This window comes from Streptomyces sp. NBC_00091 (genome assembly GCF_026343185.1).
Taxonomy (GTDB): Bacteria; Actinomycetota; Actinomycetes; order Streptomycetales; family Streptomycetaceae; genus Streptomyces.
In genome coordinates, this window is sequence record NZ_JAPEMA010000001.1 from 2,377,022 (window position 1) to 2,395,561 (window position 18,540).

Below are 18,540 nucleotides of genomic sequence, written 5' to 3' on the forward strand. Positions count from 1 at the left end.
GCCGCCCATGCGAGATCCCATGTCCGCGCTGACGGACGCCTTCACCAGCTTCCTCTTCGGCAAGGTCGAGACCACCCGCCTGCCCGTCCGCACCTCCACCGGACAGGCCCAGGCCGTCTACCTGCCCACCGCCGCCCCCGGCCTCGGCGACTCCGGCGTCATCATCGGCCGCGAGGTCTACAGCGGCAAGGGCTACATCTACGACCCCTTCCAGCTCTACGGCCAGCAGCTCCCGGCCCCCCACTGGCTGGTCCTCGGCGAATCCGGCAACGGAAAGTCCGCCCTGGAGAAGACGTACGTCCTGCGCCAGCTCCGCTTCCGCGACCGCCAGGTCGTCGTCCTCGACGCCCAGGGCGAGGACGGCGTCGGCGAGTGGAACCTCATCGCCCAGCAGCTGGGGATAACCCCCATCCGCCTGGACCCCATCGCCGCCAACGACGACGGGATCCGCCTCAACCCCCTCGACCCGGCGATCACCGCGACCGGACAGCTCGCGCTGCTCCGCACCATCATCGAAGTCGCCATGGGCCACGGCCTCGACGAACGCGCCGGCTTCGCCCTCAAGGTCGCCCACGCCTACGTCGTCGACACCATCCAGGACCGCCAGCCCGTCCTCACCGACATCGTGGAACAGCTGCGCCACCCCGAAGCCGAATCCGCCCTGGCCATGAACGTCGACATAGACGACGTCCGGGCCTGGGGCCTCGACGTCGCCCTCGTCCTCGACCGCCTCGTCGACGGCGACCTGCGCGGCATGTTCGACGGCCCCACCACCGTCGGCATCGACCTCGACGCCCCGCTGATCGTCTTCGACCTCTCCCACATCGACCGCAACTCCATCGCCATGCCCATCCTCATGGCGATCGTCGGCGTGTGGCTGGAACACACCTGGATCCGCCCCGACCGCAAGAAGCGCATCTTCCTCGTCGAAGAGGCCTGGCACATCATCAACAGCCCCTTCGTCGCCCAGCTCTTCCAGCGCCTCCTGAAGTTCGGCCGCCGCCTCGGCCTGTCCTTCGTCGCCGTCGTCCACCACCTCTCCGACGTCGTCGACGGCGCCGCCGCACGCGAGGCCGCCGCCATCCTCAAAATGGCCTCCACCCGCACCATCTACGCCCAGAAGGCCGACGAAGCACGCGCCACGGGCCGCGTCCTCGGCCTGCCCCGCTGGGCCGTCGAAATCATCCCGACCCTCACCCCCGGCATCGCCGTCTGGGACGTCAACGGCAACGTCCAGGTCGTCAAACACCTGATCACCGAAACCGAACGCCCCCTCGTCTACACCGACCGCGCGATGACGGAGTCCTCCACCCCCCAGCAGCTCCCCGACGAGCTGCTGGCCGCCGAACTCGAAGCGGAGGAACGAGCCCTGTACATCGAACGCCAGCGGGGCGCCGGCCCCGGATCAGCGACCACGGTGGCCTGACCATGCCCGACGCGAGACGTACGGAACCCCCCGCGCGCGGCGGCGGCATCCCCGACGGCGTACTCGTCGGCCTCCTGGCCTTCCTCCTCGGCCTCGCCGTCCTCGTCTGGTCGGCCACCGGCCTCGCCGCCCTCTTCGCCAAGGGCGCCTGGCCGGCCACCGTCACCTTCACCCGCACCCCGGATGCCGTCCGCGCCCTGATAACGCAACCCCACGACATCCCCGCGGCCTGGCCCGACACCGATCCCGCAGCCCTCTCGGGCTGGGGCCTGTTCTGGGGCCTGTTCATCAGCCAGCTCCTGATACTGCTGGTCCTGACGATCTTCACCATGGGCGTCGTCGCCCGTACGAAGGCCCGCCGCGCGCTGGCCAAACAGCAGCCCGCGCCCGCGGTCCCCCCGACCCCGGAGCCACCCCGCATCCCGGCTCCGGCAGCGGCCCCGGCCGCGACGGCCGCACCCGCTCCCGCACCCGCGCCGGCACCGGCTCCCCCGCCGGCCCGCCGCCCCCCGGTGGACGAGGCCTACCGCTACGGCTTCGGCTACGCCCCGGCGGTCACCGCCCCGGCCCCCCGCCTCACCTACGGCGGCCCGGCCGAACGCCACCGCCTCGCCGCCCAGGCCGTCGCCGCCGCCGAGGGGGCCGCCCTGGTGGTCACCTCCTCCCCCGCCCTGTGGTCGGAAACCAAGGACGCCCGCGCGAAGCTCGGCCCGGTCCTCCTCTACGACCCCTCGCACCTGTGCGACACCCCGGCCCGGATGCACTGGAACCCCGCCGAGGGCTGCGCCGACCGCGACACCGCCGCCGCCCGCGCGATCGCCCTGCTGGCCCCCGTACGCCCCCAGGCCCGCCTCGACTCCGCCGTCGCGGACACCGCGGAGACCCTCCTGCGCAGCTGGCTCCAGGCCGCCGCCCTCGAGGGCCACCCCTTCAAGCAGCTCGCCCGCTGGGCCCAGGGCAACAACGCCCAGGACCCCGTCCGCACCCTGCGCACCCACCCCCGGGCCGCCCCCGGCGCGGCCGGCGAACTCGAGAGCGCCCTCACCGCCCACCCCGAACGCCGCGAACAGGCCGAGCACCTGACGGCCCGCGCCCTGTCCTGCCTGACCTCGATCCACATCCGCGAGGCCTGCAACCCCAACCGGACGGATGCCCTGACCCTGGCATCGTTCGCCGCCGAAGGGGGCACCCTCTACGTACTGGGTGAACCACTCGAGGACCCCCGCACCCACCCGGGTGCGATGCCCCTCCTCACCGCGCTCGCCTCACACGTGGTCGAGCACGGCCGCCGCATGGCCGCACGGTCATCCCACGGCCGGCTCGACCCACCACTGACCCTGGTCCTGGAGGACGTCGCGGCCGTCGCCCCCGTCCCCCAGCTCCCGGACCTCCTCCAGGACGAGACCCTGCCCCTCCTGGCCCTGTGCCGCAGCCGCGAACAGGCCCGCTCCCGCTGGCCCCAAGCGACCTTCGACTAACCCCGCACGAGCACGTACTCGTACTCCTCGGCCCCCGAGTCCAGCTTCACCGCATGCCCGCTCGCCGCGAACCCGAACCTCCGGTAGAAGGCGGCCGCCCGCGCGTTGTCCTCGTGCACGAAGAGCCGTACGCGTTCCAGCGCCGGCCCCTCCAGCGACCAGGCCCACTCCACCGCGGCCGTGAACAGCGCCTCGGTCAGCCCGCTCCCCCGCTGCCCGGGCCGCACGAACACCCCCACGACATGCCCCTGCGTCGCCTCCACGGGCACGGCGAAGAAGTCGGCGGTCCCCTCCTCCTCGACCAGCACGGTCACGGCCCCGTCCCACTCGCCGTCGGGCCCCTCCGCGATGAACTGCCGGGCCGAGCGCCCGTGCGAGGCCCCGCGTGCCCGGTCCTGCCAGAACTCGTCCGACCGCCCCTCGGCCTGTTCCAGCGTCTCCAAGAAGGCCACCGGCGCCGCCGGATCCCGCAAGGCGTCCAACCGCAACGCCCTGACCTGCTCCCACTCGTCCACCCGCACCGCGCGCACCACATGCTGATTCATAAACCCGGATCCTAACCAGCCACTTCATGCACACTGCATCCATGCACCCGCACGCCCAAGCGCTCGCCCACGTCACCGCCCTCTCCTCCGGCCCCCCACTGGACCCGGACCTCACGGTCACGCTCAACTTCCACCCGGACCGCGTCACGGACGGCCTCCCGATCCTCACCGCCCTGGCCGAGGAGGGCGTCTACCGCTCACAGTTCGCCACGGGAACCAGCAACGGCGGCCTCACCGCCCACCCCGGCGGCGCCCGCTGGCACTGGGAGAGCCGCATCTTCGGCGGCGCCTACGACGACGCCCCCGCCGAGGACCGCCCGGTGTACGGCGCCCTCAACTTCCGCCGCAACCCGGCCGGCGCCGCGCCCCGCTTCGGCTCCGCCCATTTCCGCCTGCACCCGCAGACCCTGCGCCGCACCACGTTCTGCTACCCGGACAGCTACCTGGAACCCGAATCCTTCGGGGTCGCCGACCGCATGTCCCTGATCCTCCTGGCGCTGGCCGACGACCAGGACGCCCTGGACGACTACATCGAGGCCCAGGTCCACACCCCGGTCCGGCTGGACCGCGACGTGGCGGCGCTCGTCCTGGACCCCAGCTACTGCGACACCGAGGTGGAGGCGGCCGCGGCGAAACTCCCCTGCCCCACGGAGTGGCACCCGGGCTTCCGCCTCACGGTCACCGAACTCCGCCGGCACCCCGACTACCGCGGCCAGGAGTACGTCGACCTCGGCTCCGCCATCGCCGTCGCCGGCGTGCTGACCCCCCGCATCCTCGGCGAAGCCGCCCGCACCTGCCGCTACGACGAGCAGGCGCTCAAGCGGGTCTGGCACTACCTCGCCCGCTTCGGCACCGCCGCATAAAACCCTGTAAACGCAAAACCCCGTAAACGCAGAAAAGCCCCGCACCATGAGGTGCGGGGCTTTCCCACAATGATTGTTCGGCGGCGTCCTACTCTCCCACAGGGTCCCCCCTGCAGTACCATCGGCGCTGAAAGGCTTAGCTTCCGGGTTCGGAATGTAAACCGGGCGTTTCCCTAACGCTATGACCACCGAAACACTATGAAGTTAACCAACCGGGCATAAACACGGTCGTTACTTCAGAACTAACACAGTGGACGCGAGCAACTGAGGACAAGCCCTCGGCCTATTAGTACCAGTCAGCTCCACCCGTTACCGGGCTTCCACATCTGGCCTATCAACCCAGTCGTCTACTGGGAGCCTTACCCTCTCAAGGAGGTGGGAATACTCATCTTGAAGCAGGCTTCCCGCTTAGATGCTTTCAGCGGTTATCCCTCCCGAACGTAGCCAACCAGCCATGCCCTTGGCAGGACAACTGGCACACCAGAGGTTCGTCCGTCCCGGTCCTCTCGTACTAGGGACAGCCCTTCTCAATATTCCTACGCGCACAGCGGATAGGGACCGAACTGTCTCACGACGTTCTAAACCCAGCTCGCGTACCGCTTTAATGGGCGAACAGCCCAACCCTTGGGACCGACTCCAGCCCCAGGATGCGACGAGCCGACATCGAGGTGCCAAACCATCCCGTCGATATGGACTCTTGGGGAAGATCAGCCTGTTATCCCCGGGGTACCTTTTATCCGTTGAGCGACGGCGCTTCCACAAGCCACCGCCGGATCACTAGTCCCGACTTTCGTCCCTGCTCGACCCGTCGGTCTCACAGTCAAGCTCCCTTGTGCACTTACACTCAACACCTGATTGCCAACCAGGCTGAGGGAACCTTTGGGCGCCTCCGTTACCCTTTGGGAGGCAACCGCCCCAGTTAAACTACCCATCAGACACTGTCCCTGATCCGGATCACGGACCGAGGTTAGACATCCAGCACGACCAGAGTGGTATTTCAACGGCGACTCCACCATGACTGGCGTCACGGCTTCAAAGTCTCCCACCTATCCTACACAAGCCGAACCGAACACCAATATCAAACTGTAGTAAAGGTCCCGGGGTCTTTCCGTCCTGCTGCGCGAAACGAGCATCTTTACTCGTAGTGCAATTTCACCGGGCCTATGGTTGAGACAGTCGAGAAGTCGTTACGCCATTCGTGCAGGTCGGAACTTACCCGACAAGGAATTTCGCTACCTTAGGATGGTTATAGTTACCACCGCCGTTTACTGGCGCTTAAGTTCTCAGCTTCGCAACCCCGAAAGGTCACTAACCGGTCCCCTTAACGTTCCAGCACCGGGCAGGCGTCAGTCCGTATACATCGCCTTACGGCTTCGCACGGACCTGTGTTTTTAGTAAACAGTCGCTTCTCGCTGGTCTCTGCGGCCACCCCCAGCTCAGGAAGCAAGTTCCTTCACCAGTGATGGCCCCCCTTCTCCCGAAGTTACGGGGGCATTTTGCCGAGTTCCTTAACCATAGTTCACCCGAACGCCTCGGTATTCTCTACCTGACCACCTGAGTCGGTTTAGGGTACGGGCCGCCATGAAACTCGCTAGAGGCTTTTCTCGACAGCATAGGATCATCCACTTCACCACAATCGGCTCGGCATCAGGTCTCAGCCTTATATGAGGGACGGATTTGCCTACCCCTCGGCCTACACCCTTACCCCGGGACAACCACCGCCCGGGCTGGACTACCTTCCTGCGTCACCCCATCGCTTACCTACTACCACCTTGGATCGCCGGCTCCACCACTTTCCTTTCCCCGAAGGGTCCGGAACGGCTTCACGGGCTTAGCATCAGAGGATTCGATATTGGGCGTTTCAAAGCGGGTACCGGAATATCAACCGGTTGTCCATCGACTACGCCTGTCGGCCTCGCCTTAGGTCCCGACTTACCCTGGGCAGATCAGCTTGACCCAGGAACCCTTAGTCAATCGGCGCACACGTTTCTCACGTGTGTATCGCTACTCATGCCTGCATTCTCACTCGTGAACCGTCCACAACTAGCTTCCGCTGCTGCTTCACCCGGCACACGACGCTCCCCTACCCATCACAGCGGGCGTTGGCCCTATTGCTGCAATGACACGACTTCGGCGGTACGCTTGAGCCCCGCTACATTGTCGGCGCGGAATCACTTGACCAGTGAGCTATTACGCACTCTTTCAAGGGTGGCTGCTTCTAAGCCAACCTCCTGGTTGTCTCTGCGACTCCACATCCTTTCCCACTTAGCGTACGCTTAGGGGCCTTAGTCGATGCTCTGGGCTGTTTCCCTCTCGACCATGGAGCTTATCCCCCACAGTCTCACTGCCGTGCTCTCACTTACCGGCATTCGGAGTTTGGCTAAGGTCAGTAACCCGGTAGGGCCCATCGCCTATCCAGTGCTCTACCTCCGGCAAGAAACACACGACGCTGCACCTAAATGCATTTCGGGGAGAACCAGCTATCACGGAGTTTGATTGGCCTTTCACCCCTAACCACAGGTCATCCCCCAGGTTTTCAACCCTGGTGGGTTCGGTCCTCCACGAAGTCTTACCTCCGCTTCAACCTGCCCATGGCTAGATCACTCCGCTTCGGGTCTAGAGCGTGCAACTCAATCGCCCTATTCGGACTCGCTTTCGCTACGGCTTCCCCACACGGGTTAACCTCGCTACACACCGCTAACTCGCAGGCTCATTCTTCAAAAGGCACGCAGTCACGACCGTTGTTCCGAAGAACAACGGCGACGCTCCCACGGCTTGTAGGCACACGGTTTCAGGTACTATTTCACTCCGCTCCCGCGGTACTTTTCACCATTCCCTCACGGTACTATCCGCTATCGGTCACCAGGGAATATTTAGGCTTAGCGGGTGGTCCCGCCAGATTCACACGGGATTTCTCGGGCCCCGTGCTACTTGGGAGATTCTTAAGCAAGCCGCTGATGTTTCGTCTACGGGGGTCTTACCCTCTACGCCGGACCTTTCGCATGTCCTTCGACTACATCAACGGTTTCTGACTCGCCGACCGGCCGGCAGACCGATCAAAAGAATTCCCACAACCCCGCATGCGCAACCCCTGCCGGGTATCACACGCATACGGTTTGGCCTCATCCGGTTTCGCTCGCCACTACTCCCGGAATCACGGTTGTTTTCTCTTCCTGAGGGTACTGAGATGTTTCACTTCCCCTCGTTCCCTCCACATGCCCTATGTGTTCAGGCATGGGTGACAGCCCATGACGACTGCCGGGTTTCCCCATTCGGACACCCCCGGATCAAAGCTCAGTTGGCAGCTCCCCGGGGCCTATCGCGGCCTCTCACGTCCTTCATCGGTTCCTGGTGCCAAGGCATCCACCGTGCGCCCTTAAAAACTTGGCCACAGATGCTCGCGTCCACTGTGTAGTTCTCAAGCAACGACCAGCCACCCATCACCCTGCACCTCGAAAGGAACAAGTTCACTGGGGCCGGCATCGCGAAGATAAGACCTTACGGCCGTACCCTCAGATACCCAACAACGTGCCAGGCACGACCCTCCATCAGTGAGTCACTTTCCACGCCGAAGCAGTACTCGTGATCCATCTGGAAGACCGTGCCAAATAATCAACGTTCCACCCATGAGCTGACCGTGCAGAACATTTGTCTGCAATCGGTACTGTGCTCCTTAGAAAGGAGGTGATCCAGCCGCACCTTCCGGTACGGCTACCTTGTTACGACTTCGTCCCAATCGCCAGTCCCACCTTCGACAGCTCCCTCCCTTACGGGTTGGGCCACCGGCTTCGGGTGTTACCGACTTTCGTGACGTGACGGGCGGTGTGTACAAGGCCCGGGAACGTATTCACCGCAGCAATGCTGATCTGCGATTACTAGCAACTCCAACTTCATGGGGTCGAGTTGCAGACCCCAATCCGAACTGAGACCGGCTTTTTGAGATTCGCTCCACCTCACGGTATCGCAGCTCATTGTACCGGCCATTGTAGCACGTGTGCAGCCCAAGACATAAGGGGCATGATGACTTGACGTCGTCCCCACCTTCCTCCGAGTTGACCCCGGCGGTCTCCTGTGAGTCCCCATCACCCCGAAGGGCATGCTGGCAACACAGGACAAGGGTTGCGCTCGTTGCGGGACTTAACCCAACATCTCACGACACGAGCTGACGACAGCCATGCACCACCTGTATACCGACCACAAGGGGGGCACTATCTCTAATGCTTTCCGGTATATGTCAAGCCTTGGTAAGGTTCTTCGCGTTGCGTCGAATTAAGCCACATGCTCCGCTGCTTGTGCGGGCCCCCGTCAATTCCTTTGAGTTTTAGCCTTGCGGCCGTACTCCCCAGGCGGGGAACTTAATGCGTTAGCTGCGGCACCGACGACGTGGAATGTCGCCAACACCTAGTTCCCAACGTTTACGGCGTGGACTACCAGGGTATCTAATCCTGTTCGCTCCCCACGCTTTCGCTCCTCAGCGTCAGTAATGGCCCAGAGATCCGCCTTCGCCACCGGTGTTCCTCCTGATATCTGCGCATTTCACCGCTACACCAGGAATTCCGATCTCCCCTACCACACTCTAGCTAGCCCGTATCGAATGCAGACCCGAGGTTAAGCCTCGGGCTTTCACATCCGACGTGACAAGCCGCCTACGAGCTCTTTACGCCCAATAATTCCGGACAACGCTTGCGCCCTACGTATTACCGCGGCTGCTGGCACGTAGTTAGCCGGCGCTTCTTCTGCAGGTACCGTCACTTTCGCTTCTTCCCTGCTGAAAGAGGTTTACAACCCGAAGGCCGTCATCCCTCACGCGGCGTCGCTGCATCAGGCTTTCGCCCATTGTGCAATATTCCCCACTGCTGCCTCCCGTAGGAGTCTGGGCCGTGTCTCAGTCCCAGTGTGGCCGGTCGCCCTCTCAGGCCGGCTACCCGTCGTCGCCTTGGTGGGCCATTACCCCACCAACAAGCTGATAGGCCGCGGGCTCATCCTTCACCGCCGGAGCTTTCAACCCCCGCCCATGCAGGCAGGAGTGGTATCCGGTATTAGACCCCGTTTCCAGGGCTTGTCCCAGAGTGAAGGGCAGATTGCCCACGTGTTACTCACCCGTTCGCCACTAATCCACCCCGAAGGGCTTCATCGTTCGACTTGCATGTGTTAAGCACGCCGCCAGCGTTCGTCCTGAGCCAGGATCAAACTCTCCATGAATGTTTACCGGTAATCCGGTGCACACACACGTTGAGCGGGCACGTCATGTCGGAATAAGACCGACGCGCCACAACGTCCTCGCTGTGTTTGTTGCCTACGAGTACCCGAAGGCCCCGCAGGTCTTTTTCAAAGGAACCTCATCCACCGAAGTGGACGGGGTATCAACTTCTGGCGTTGATTTTTGGCACGCTGTTGAGTTCTCAAGGAACGGACGCTTCCTTTGTACTCACCCTCGCGGGCTTTCCTCCGGGCTTTCGTTCTGTTCTTGCGTTTCCGACTCTATCAGACTCTTTCGTGTCCGATTTCCTCGGCGCCTTCGAGGTTCTGCGCTTTCGCGCTTTCCCTTTCCGGCGGTTCCGACTCTATCAGAAGTTTTCCACCGGATTTCCCGGCTTCAACGTTCCCGATTGGTGAGTCGAATGCACTCCACACGGAATTGGATTCCCTGCGGGGTGGGGGTCGCCGAACTTGACCAGTTCGAGGCAACCGTTTGACTCTACAACCCTCCCCCGGGGGTGTCAAAACGAGGTGGGCGCCTCGTGCACCCGGGTCAGCAGGGCCATCAACGTGCCCTGCTCCTCCGGGGTGAGCGGGGCCAACAGCTCGGCGTTGGCCGCTTCCGCGAGGGCCGCGCAGACCGCGTTCTTACGGCGGTCGGCGGGGTCCGGGGTGCGCAGGACCAGGCCCCCCTCCTGAAGGTCGTTGAGGATCCCGACCATGTCCTTCGGGTCCAGGGCGAGCCGGCGGCCCAGCTCCGCCTGGGCCACGGGCCCGAATTCGGCGGTCGCGGCCAGCACCGCGTGCTGCACGAGCTTCATCCCCTCCGGGGCGATCGCGTCGGCGACCGGCCCCGGCCCCGCGCCGCGACTCGGCCGACGGTCGACGCGGTCGCGCTGGTCCGCAGCGGACTGGTGGCCCGCGGTGCCTACGAGGCCGCGCGGGTGCAGCCCGGAGAGTCCGTCCTCGTCACGGCGGCGGCCAGTGCGGTGGGCACCCTCGCCCTCCAGTACGCCAAGGCCGGCGGGGCCGGGCGCGTGGTCGCCGCCATCAACAGCGCCGACAAGGCCGGCTTCGTCCGCGGCCTGGGCGCCGACGAGGTCATCCTGTACGAGGACGCCGACTGGGGCGCCCCGTACGACGTGATCCTCGACGGCGTCGGCGGCGACCTCCTCGGCCCCGCCGTGCGGGCCCTGGCCATGGGCGGGCGGCTGGTGGCCTTCAGCTCCGGCGGCGGCACGGTGGAGGCGTACGAACTCCTGCTCCGCGGCGCCTCGTTGATCGGCTTCCAGATGCGGGCCATCGCCCTCGGCCGGCCCGACCTGTACTCCCGCTGGCTGCGCGAGGTGTGCCGGGGCAGAAGAAGAGGTTGAGTTCGCCCGCGCGGCCCACGACGACCTTGGTCGGGGTGGCGTGCGGGTGTGGAGGGAGGCCCCGCTCTTCGACCGGCTTCCAGCTGCCGCTGCCGCCGTCCCACTCGGAGCCACCGACGCGCCAGCCCGGGGGGGTGCCCCTATCTGTTGGGTCAAGGTGGTGCGGGCTGCTGGTGGGTGAGGATGGGGGCATGACGACCTGGTTCCGCACCTACTACGAAGACGAAGATCTGTGGCTGTACTTCGAGGCCGATGACGAGGGCTGGGCGGCGCGTCACGTTGAGGTCCGGGGGAAGGACTCACGGCCGGTGACGGCTGCCTCTTTGGAAGAGGTGCTGCACTTGCGTGATCATGCCGATTTCGCGGCGATGGGCCGCTATGAACGGCAGTACGGCGTCCTGGCCGAGGCCGTGCTCGACGGCTGGCAGGACCAGCCGCAGGCAGGTGAGATCTCCGCGGAGGAGTTCGAGCTCCTGTGGGTCGAGGCCAGGCGAATTCTTGGTGCTTCAGGCTGATCTGGCGGGCTGAGGCTCGTAGAAGGTTCCGTCGCGGAGGATCGCGAAGAGGACGTCTCCCCGCCGTCTGGCGAGGCAGAGCAGGGCCTGGGTGTGATGCTTCCCTTGGGCGATCTTCTTGTCGTTAGTAGGCCCGCGACGCCGGGTCGCCCAAGGCGGCGACCAGCCGCTCGGCCATCCGCGGTGCCTTCGGCCGTAACAGCGTGACCAGCCGCCGTCGGCCAGCCTTGCGGATCTGAGCTGGTGACGCGAACCGTTCCAGCAGCGTGAGGACGGGCGCGTGCTGCAACCGCGGCCCCTGTACTCGCTCCAGCGACGGATGGATCTGAGTCAGCAGGCCGTGCAGCCGGTTCGCGACCCGGGTGGCCTCTCCGGCCAGGTCGTCGTCGAAGCCCACGATCATCTCCAGCTCGGCGATCGTCTCGTCCTCGCCATCGATCGCCCGCAGCGTGTGAGGCATCGCGCGGGCCGCGTCCGCGATGATGAACGCGTCCCTCGCATCGGTCTTGGCCTCACCCGGGTAGAGGTCGGCGATCCCCCGCCAGGCCGAAGAAGACGTCGATGTCGCCGGTGCCGATCACGTGCAGGCCCCTCCGCTGCTCACGCTTTCGTCCGGCCTGCCACGGCGCCGAGCTGCCACATCCACGTTACGGAAAGCTCTTCCGACCTGGCGGAACGGCGCCAGACCAGGTGGAGCGGTACGTATGCTGCCGGGCGTGATCAGACTGGAGCGGCTGCGGGCCGACCATGCGGACGCCCTGCTGGCCTTCGAGCGGGAGAACCGCGCGTACTTCGCGCGGTCGGTGCCGGATCGCGGAGATGCGTACTTCGTCGAGTTCGCCGCCCGGCACCGTGCCCTGCTCGCCGAGCAGGACGCGGGGGTGTGCCACTTCCATGTCGTCGTGGACGACCGGGGTGAGCTGGTCGGCCGGGTCAATCTCGTGGACGTCGAGGAAGGCGCCGCGGAACTCGGCTACCGGATCGGCGAGGGCTCGGCGGGCCGGGGCCTGGCAACGGCTGTGGTCGGGGAGATGTGCCGCCTGGCTGCCACGGCATACCGGCTCACCTCACTCACCGCGGTCACCACCCACGACAACCCCGCGTCAACGGCTGTACTCGGCCGCAACGGGTTCACGGCCGTCGGGCACGTCAGCCTCGCCGGCCGCCCCGGTACCCGGTACCAGCTCCAACTCGCCGGCGGACATTGACCCTGGACGCGCCTCAGGGGGCCAGGGTCCAACCCAGGTCGCCTTCGAGAAGGGCCCGGGTGATCAGCGGGTCCGCAGGCGCGGCAACCCGGTGACAAGGGCGAGGTTGAGCGGCTCGCCCTCCCGCACTCCGATGCTCAGCACCTCGAGATCGGGGTGCACGGCCGCCTCGACACTGTCCAGGCTCCGGATGTGGGTCCTCGCCACGACCGGCAGCCGGTCACCGCCGACGTTGTCGCCGAAGACGATCCAGCCTGGTGAGCCGACCAGGCCCTGTACCGGGGCATCTGTCGGGATGACGACCGCGGCCATCGCCGCGAACTGCGCTCGTCGGGCAGCGCGATCCCGAGGCGCTCTTCCGTGGCGGCGATGGCCTCGGGAAGGCGCTCGCGGAGCCTCCGCTCCAGCAGCGCCAGGTCCGCGGAGGGGGCCGGCACCGCTCCCGCCAGCGTCCCGTACTCGCTTGACTGCGTCGAACTCCTCCTGCGTGTCCTCGAGTTGGGCAGGCCGCCCGGGCCCCGGGTGCCGGCGCCGAGTAGGTAGGACCTGTTGGCGCGGGACGAGTAGGCCTTGTCGCCCCGCTGTCCGGCCGTGACCAGCAGAGGCAGCGGACGCTGCCCTTGCTCGCACGCCAGGTGGATCTCGGTGGTGAAGCCGCCCCGGGACCGGCCCAGGCCATCGGTCGTTCCGGGTGAACGCCAACCAAGGAAGCGGTCACCGCTCAGGAAAATACCCCGTAAACGCAGAAAAGCCCCGCACCATAAGGTGCGGGGCTTTCCCACAATGATTGTTCGGCGGCGTCCTACTCTCCCACAGGGTCCCCCCTGCAGTACCATCGGCGCTGAAAGGCTTAGCTTCCGGGTTCGGAATGTAAACCGGGCGTTTCCCTAACGCTATGACCACCGAAACACTATGAAGTTAACCAACCGGGCATAAACACGGTCGTTACTTCAGAACTAACACAGTGGACGCGAGCAACTGAGGACAAGCCCTCGGCCTATTAGTACCAGTCAGCTCCACCCGTTACCGGGCTTCCACATCTGGCCTATCAACCCAGTCGTCTACTGGGAGCCTTACCCTCTCAAGGAGGTGGGAATACTCATCTTGAAGCAGGCTTCCCGCTTAGATGCTTTCAGCGGTTATCCCTCCCGAACGTAGCCAACCAGCCATGCCCTTGGCAGGACAACTGGCACACCAGAGGTTCGTCCGTCCCGGTCCTCTCGTACTAGGGACAGCCCTTCTCAATATTCCTACGCGCACAGCGGATAGGGACCGAACTGTCTCACGACGTTCTAAACCCAGCTCGCGTACCGCTTTAATGGGCGAACAGCCCAACCCTTGGGACCGACTCCAGCCCCAGGATGCGACGAGCCGACATCGAGGTGCCAAACCATCCCGTCGATATGGACTCTTGGGGAAGATCAGCCTGTTATCCCCGGGGTACCTTTTATCCGTTGAGCGACGGCGCTTCCACAAGCCACCGCCGGATCACTAGTCCCGACTTTCGTCCCTGCTCGACCCGTCGGTCTCACAGTCAAGCTCCCTTGTGCACTTACACTCAACACCTGATTGCCAACCAGGCTGAGGGAACCTTTGGGCGCCTCCGTTACCCTTTGGGAGGCAACCGCCCCAGTTAAACTACCCATCAGACACTGTCCCTGATCCGGATCACGGACCGAGGTTAGACATCCAGCACGACCAGAGTGGTATTTCAACGGCGACTCCACCATGACTGGCGTCACGGCTTCAAAGTCTCCCACCTATCCTACACAAGCCGAACCGAACACCAATATCAAACTGTAGTAAAGGTCCCGGGGTCTTTCCGTCCTGCTGCGCGAAACGAGCATCTTTACTCGTAGTGCAATTTCACCGGGCCTATGGTTGAGACAGTCGAGAAGTCGTTACGCCATTCGTGCAGGTCGGAACTTACCCGACAAGGAATTTCGCTACCTTAGGATGGTTATAGTTACCACCGCCGTTTACTGGCGCTTAAGTTCTCAGCTTCGCAACCCCGAAAGGTCACTAACCGGTCCCCTTAACGTTCCAGCACCGGGCAGGCGTCAGTCCGTATACATCGCCTTACGGCTTCGCACGGACCTGTGTTTTTAGTAAACAGTCGCTTCTCGCTGGTCTCTGCGGCCACCCCCAGCTCAGGAAGCAAGTTCCTTCACCAGTGATGGCCCCCCTTCTCCCGAAGTTACGGGGGCATTTTGCCGAGTTCCTTAACCATAGTTCACCCGAACGCCTCGGTATTCTCTACCTGACCACCTGAGTCGGTTTAGGGTACGGGCCGCCATGAAACTCGCTAGAGGCTTTTCTCGACAGCATAGGATCATCCACTTCACCACAATCGGCTCGGCATCAGGTCTCAGCCTTATATGAGGGACGGATTTGCCTACCCCTCGGCCTACACCCTTACCCCGGGACAACCACCGCCCGGGCTGGACTACCTTCCTGCGTCACCCCATCGCTTACCTACTACCACCTTGGATCGCCGGCTCCACCACTTTCCTTTCCCCGAAGGGTCCGGAACGGCTTCACGGGCTTAGCATTAATGGATTCGATATTGGGCGTTTCAAAGCGGGTACCGGAATATCAACCGGTTGTCCATCGACTACGCCTGTCGGCCTCGCCTTAGGTCCCGACTTACCCTGGGCAGATCAGCTTGACCCAGGAACCCTTAGTCAATCGGCGCACACGTTTCTCACGTGTGTATCGCTACTCATGCCTGCATTCTCACTCGTGAACCGTCCACAACTAGCTTCCGCTGCTGCTTCACCCGGCACACGACGCTCCCCTACCCATCACAGCGGGCGTTGGCCCTATTGCTGCAATGACACGACTTCGGCGGTACGCTTGAGCCCCGCTACATTGTCGGCGCGGAATCACTTGACCAGTGAGCTATTACGCACTCTTTCAAGGGTGGCTGCTTCTAAGCCAACCTCCTGGTTGTCTCTGCGACTCCACATCCTTTCCCACTTAGCGTACGCTTAGGGGCCTTAGTCGATGCTCTGGGCTGTTTCCCTCTCGACCATGGAGCTTATCCCCCACAGTCTCACTGCCGTGCTCTCACTTACCGGCATTCGGAGTTTGGCTAAGGTCAGTAACCCGGTAGGGCCCATCGCCTATCCAGTGCTCTACCTCCGGCAAGAAACACACGACGCTGCACCTAAATGCATTTCGGGGAGAACCAGCTATCACGGAGTTTGATTGGCCTTTCACCCCTAACCACAGGTCATCCCCCAGGTTTTCAACCCTGGTGGGTTCGGTCCTCCACGAAGTCTTACCTCCGCTTCAACCTGCCCATGGCTAGATCACTCCGCTTCGGGTCTAGAGCGTGCAACTCAATCGCCCTATTCGGACTCGCTTTCGCTACGGCTTCCCCACACGGGTTAACCTCGCTACACACCGCTAACTCGCAGGCTCATTCTTCAAAAGGCACGCAGTCACGACCCATTGGGTAAACCCAATGAGCGACGCTCCCACGGCTTGTAGGCACACGGTTTCAGGTACTATTTCACTCCGCTCCCGCGGTACTTTTCACCATTCCCTCACGGTACTATCCGCTATCGGTCACCAGGGAATATTTAGGCTTAGCGGGTGGTCCCGCCAGATTCACACGGGATTTCTCGGGCCCCGTGCTACTTGGGAGATTCTTAAGCAAGCCGCTGATGTTTCGTCTACGGGGGTCTTACCCTCTACGCCGGACCTTTCGCATGTCCTTCGACTACATCAACGGTTTCTGACTCGCCGACCGGCCGGCAGACCGATCAAAAGAATTCCCACAACCCCGCATGCGCAACCCCTGCCGGGTATCACACGCATACGGTTTGGCCTCATCCGGTTTCGCTCGCCACTACTCCCGGAATCACGGTTGTTTTCTCTTCCTGAGGGTACTGAGATGTTTCACTTCCCCTCGTTCCCTCCACATGCCCTATGTGTTCAGGCATGGGTGACAGCCCATGACGACTGCCGGGTTTCCCCATTCGGACACCCCCGGATCAAAGCTCAGTTGGCAGCTCCCCGGGGCCTATCGCGGCCTCTCACGTCCTTCATCGGTTCCTGGTGCCAAGGCATCCACCGTGCGCCCTTAAAAACTTGGCCACAGATGCTCGCGTCCACTGTGTAGTTCTCAAGCAACGACCAGCCACCCATCACACTCTGCCGAAGCAAAGCTTTACTGGGGCCGGCATCGCGAAGATAAGACCTTACGGCCGTACCCTCAGATACCCAACAACGTGCCAGGCACGACCCTCCATCAGTGAGTCACTTTCCACGCCGAAGCAGTACTCGTGATCCATCTGGAAGACCGTGCCAAATAATCAACGTTCCACCCATGAGCTGACCGTGCAGAACATTTGTCTGCAATCGGTACTGTGCTCCTTAGAAAGGAGGTGATCCAGCCGCACCTTCCGGTACGGCTACCTTGTTACGACTTCGTCCCAATCGCCAGTCCCACCTTCGACAGCTCCCTCCCTTACGGGTTGGGCCACCGGCTTCGGGTGTTACCGACTTTCGTGACGTGACGGGCGGTGTGTACAAGGCCCGGGAACGTATTCACCGCAGCAATGCTGATCTGCGATTACTAGCAACTCCAACTTCATGGGGTCGAGTTGCAGACCCCAATCCGAACTGAGACCGGCTTTTTGAGATTCGCTCCACCTCACGGTATCGCAGCTCATTGTACCGGCCATTGTAGCACGTGTGCAGCCCAAGACATAAGGGGCATGATGACTTGACGTCGTCCCCACCTTCCTCCGAGTTGACCCCGGCGGTCTCCTGTGAGTCCCCATCACCCCGAAGGGCATGCTGGCAACACAGGACAAGGGTTGCGCTCGTTGCGGGACTTAACCCAACATCTCACGACACGAGCTGACGACAGCCATGCACCACCTGTATACCGACCACAAGGGGGGCACTATCTCTAATGCTTTCCGGTATATGTCAAGCCTTGGTAAGGTTCTTCGCGTTGCGTCGAATTAAGCCACATGCTCCGCTGCTTGTGCGGGCCCCCGTCAATTCCTTTGAGTTTTAGCCTTGCGGCCGTACTCCCCAGGCGGGGAACTTAATGCGTTAGCTGCGGCACCGACGACGTGGAATGTCGCCAACACCTAGTTCCCAACGTTTACGGCGTGGACTACCAGGGTATCTAATCCTGTTCGCTCCCCACGCTTTCGCTCCTCAGCGTCAGTAATGGCCCAGAGATCCGCCTTCGCCACCGGTGTTCCTCCTGATATCTGCGCATTTCACCGCTACACCAGGAATTCCGATCTCCCCTACCACACTCTAGCTAGCCCGTATCGAATGCAGACCCGAGGTTAAGCCTCGGGCTTTCACATCCGACGTGACAAGCCGCCTACGAGCTCTTTACGCCCAATAATTCCGGACAACGCTTGCGCCCTACGTATTACCGCGGCTGCTGGCACGTAGTTAGCCGGCGCTTCTTCTGCAGGTACCGTCACTTTCGCTTCTTCCCTGCTGAAAGAGGTTTACAACCCGAAGGCCGTCATCCCTCACGCGGCGTCGCTGCATCAGGCTTTCGCCCATTGTGCAATATTCCCCACTGCTGCCTCCCGTAGGAGTCTGGGCCGTGTCTCAGTCCCAGTGTGGCCGGTCGCCCTCTCAGGCCGGCTACCCGTCGTCGCCTTGGTGGGCCATTACCCCACCAACAAGCTGATAGGCCGCGGGCTCATCCTTCACCGCCGGAGCTTTCAACCCCCGCCCATGCAGGCAGGAGTGGTATCCGGTATTAGACCCCGTTTCCAGGGCTTGTCCCAGAGTGAAGGGCAGATTGCCCACGTGTTACTCACCCGTTCGCCACTAATCCACCCCGAAGGGCTTCATCGTTCGACTTGCATGTGTTAAGCACGCCGCCAGCGTTCGTCCTGAGCCAGGATCAAACTCTCCATGAATGTTTACCGGTAATCCGGTGC

At 63.1% G+C, this 18,540-nt stretch carries 6 protein-coding genes, 6 rRNA genes and 5 pseudogenes; 6 read left to right on the top strand and 11 right to left on the bottom strand.

Annotation, left to right across the window (positions count from 1 at the left end; all coding sequences use genetic code 11):
• The first annotated feature begins 7 nt into the window (after positions 1-7).
• A complete protein-coding gene (locus OOK34_RS10820; RefSeq protein WP_267033655.1) occupies positions 8-1,426 on the top strand; it encodes an ATP-binding protein in 1,419 nt (472 codons plus the stop codon).
• A 2-nt stretch (positions 1,427-1,428) separates the two neighbouring features.
• Complete coding sequence (locus tag OOK34_RS10825; protein ID WP_267033656.1) at positions 1,429-2,904, top strand: type VI secretion protein; 1,476 nt, start codon at positions 1,429-1,431, stop codon at positions 2,902-2,904.
• Here OOK34_RS10825 and OOK34_RS10830 read toward each other — a convergent pair.
• Positions 2,901-3,449, bottom strand: coding sequence for a GNAT family N-acetyltransferase (locus OOK34_RS10830; RefSeq protein ID WP_267033657.1), 549 nt, complete (start codon positions 3,447-3,449; stop codon positions 2,901-2,903). The genes OOK34_RS10825 and OOK34_RS10830 overlap by 4 nt on opposite strands.
• 41 nt (positions 3,450-3,490) lie before the next feature.
• On the opposite strand from OOK34_RS10830, the gene OOK34_RS10835 reads away from it, so the two are divergent.
• Positions 3,491-4,312 (top strand): DUF3626 domain-containing protein, encoded by an 822-nt coding sequence (locus OOK34_RS10835; protein ID WP_267033658.1) that lies wholly within the window; start codon positions 3,491-3,493, stop codon positions 4,310-4,312.
• A 75-nt stretch (positions 4,313-4,387) separates the two neighbouring features.
• Here the strand turns inward: OOK34_RS10835 and rrf (OOK34_RS10840) are convergent.
• The 4 genes and pseudogenes from rrf (OOK34_RS10840) to OOK34_RS10855 form a co-directional block, all read right to left on the bottom strand.
• A 5S ribosomal RNA gene (gene rrf / locus OOK34_RS10840) occupies positions 4,388-4,505 on the bottom strand.
• A 73-nt stretch (positions 4,506-4,578) separates the two neighbouring features.
• Positions 4,579-7,702 (bottom strand): 23S ribosomal RNA (locus OOK34_RS10845).
• A 287-nt stretch (positions 7,703-7,989) separates the two neighbouring features.
• A 16S ribosomal RNA gene (locus OOK34_RS10850) occupies positions 7,990-9,514 on the bottom strand.
• Together the 16S, 23S and 5S rRNA genes form the textbook arrangement of a ribosomal RNA operon.
• A 518-nt stretch (positions 9,515-10,032) precedes the next feature.
• Positions 10,033-10,418 (bottom strand): annotated as a pseudogene (locus OOK34_RS10855) (MarR family winged helix-turn-helix transcriptional regulator).
• Between OOK34_RS10855 and OOK34_RS10860 the strand changes: the two are divergent.
• Positions 10,393-10,860: pseudogene (locus OOK34_RS10860) on the top strand (zinc-binding dehydrogenase); the annotation flags it as partial. The pseudogenes OOK34_RS10855 and OOK34_RS10860 overlap by 26 nt on opposite strands.
• A gap of 215 nt (positions 10,861-11,075) precedes the next feature.
• Entirely contained in the window at positions 11,076-11,399 is a 324-nt protein-coding gene (locus OOK34_RS10865) for a hypothetical protein (protein WP_267033659.1), read from the top strand.
• Here the strand turns inward: OOK34_RS10865 and OOK34_RS10870 are convergent.
• A pseudogene (locus OOK34_RS10870) lies at positions 11,391-11,946 on the bottom strand (transposase); the annotation flags it as partial. The gene OOK34_RS10865 and the pseudogene OOK34_RS10870 overlap by 9 nt on opposite strands.
• 169 nt (positions 11,947-12,115) lie before the next feature.
• Here OOK34_RS10870 and OOK34_RS10875 point away from each other — a divergent pair.
• The gene (locus OOK34_RS10875; protein ID WP_267033660.1) at positions 12,116-12,607 is read left to right on the top strand and encodes a GNAT family N-acetyltransferase; all 492 of its coding nucleotides are present in this window, start codon (positions 12,116-12,118) and stop codon (positions 12,605-12,607) included.
• 69 nt (positions 12,608-12,676) lie between these two features.
• On the opposite strand, the pseudogene OOK34_RS10880 reads toward OOK34_RS10875, so the two are convergent.
• The 5 genes and pseudogenes from OOK34_RS10880 to OOK34_RS10900 form a co-directional block, all read right to left on the bottom strand.
• A pseudogene (locus tag OOK34_RS10880) lies at positions 12,677-13,150 on the bottom strand (hypothetical protein); the annotation flags it as partial.
• Positions 13,151-13,179: 29 nt separating this feature from the next.
• A pseudogene (locus OOK34_RS10885) lies at positions 13,180-13,284 on the bottom strand (IS5/IS1182 family transposase); the annotation flags it as partial.
• A 112-nt stretch (positions 13,285-13,396) separates the two neighbouring features.
• A 5S ribosomal RNA gene (rrf, locus tag OOK34_RS10890) occupies positions 13,397-13,514 on the bottom strand.
• Positions 13,515-13,587: 73 nt separating this feature from the next.
• Positions 13,588-16,711, bottom strand: a 23S ribosomal RNA gene (locus OOK34_RS10895).
• A 283-nt stretch (positions 16,712-16,994) separates the two neighbouring features.
• Positions 16,995-18,519: ribosomal RNA gene (locus OOK34_RS10900) — 16S ribosomal RNA — on the bottom strand.
• Positions 18,520-18,540 lie beyond the last annotated feature (21 nt).

Coding starts and splice junctions, on each gene's coding strand:
- OOK34_RS10820 (WP_267033655.1), top strand. CDS start 8: ATGCGAGATCCCATGTCCGCGCTGACGGACGCCTTCACCAGCTTCCTC.
- OOK34_RS10825 (WP_267033656.1), top strand. CDS start 1,429: ATGCCCGACGCGAGACGTACGGAACCCCCCGCGCGCGGCGGCGGCATC.
- OOK34_RS10830 (WP_267033657.1), bottom strand. CDS start 3,449: ATGAATCAGCATGTGGTGCGCGCGGTGCGGGTGGACGAGTGGGAGCAG.
- OOK34_RS10835 (WP_267033658.1), top strand. CDS start 3,491: ATGCACCCGCACGCCCAAGCGCTCGCCCACGTCACCGCCCTCTCCTCC.
- OOK34_RS10865 (WP_267033659.1), top strand. CDS start 11,076: ATGACGACCTGGTTCCGCACCTACTACGAAGACGAAGATCTGTGGCTG.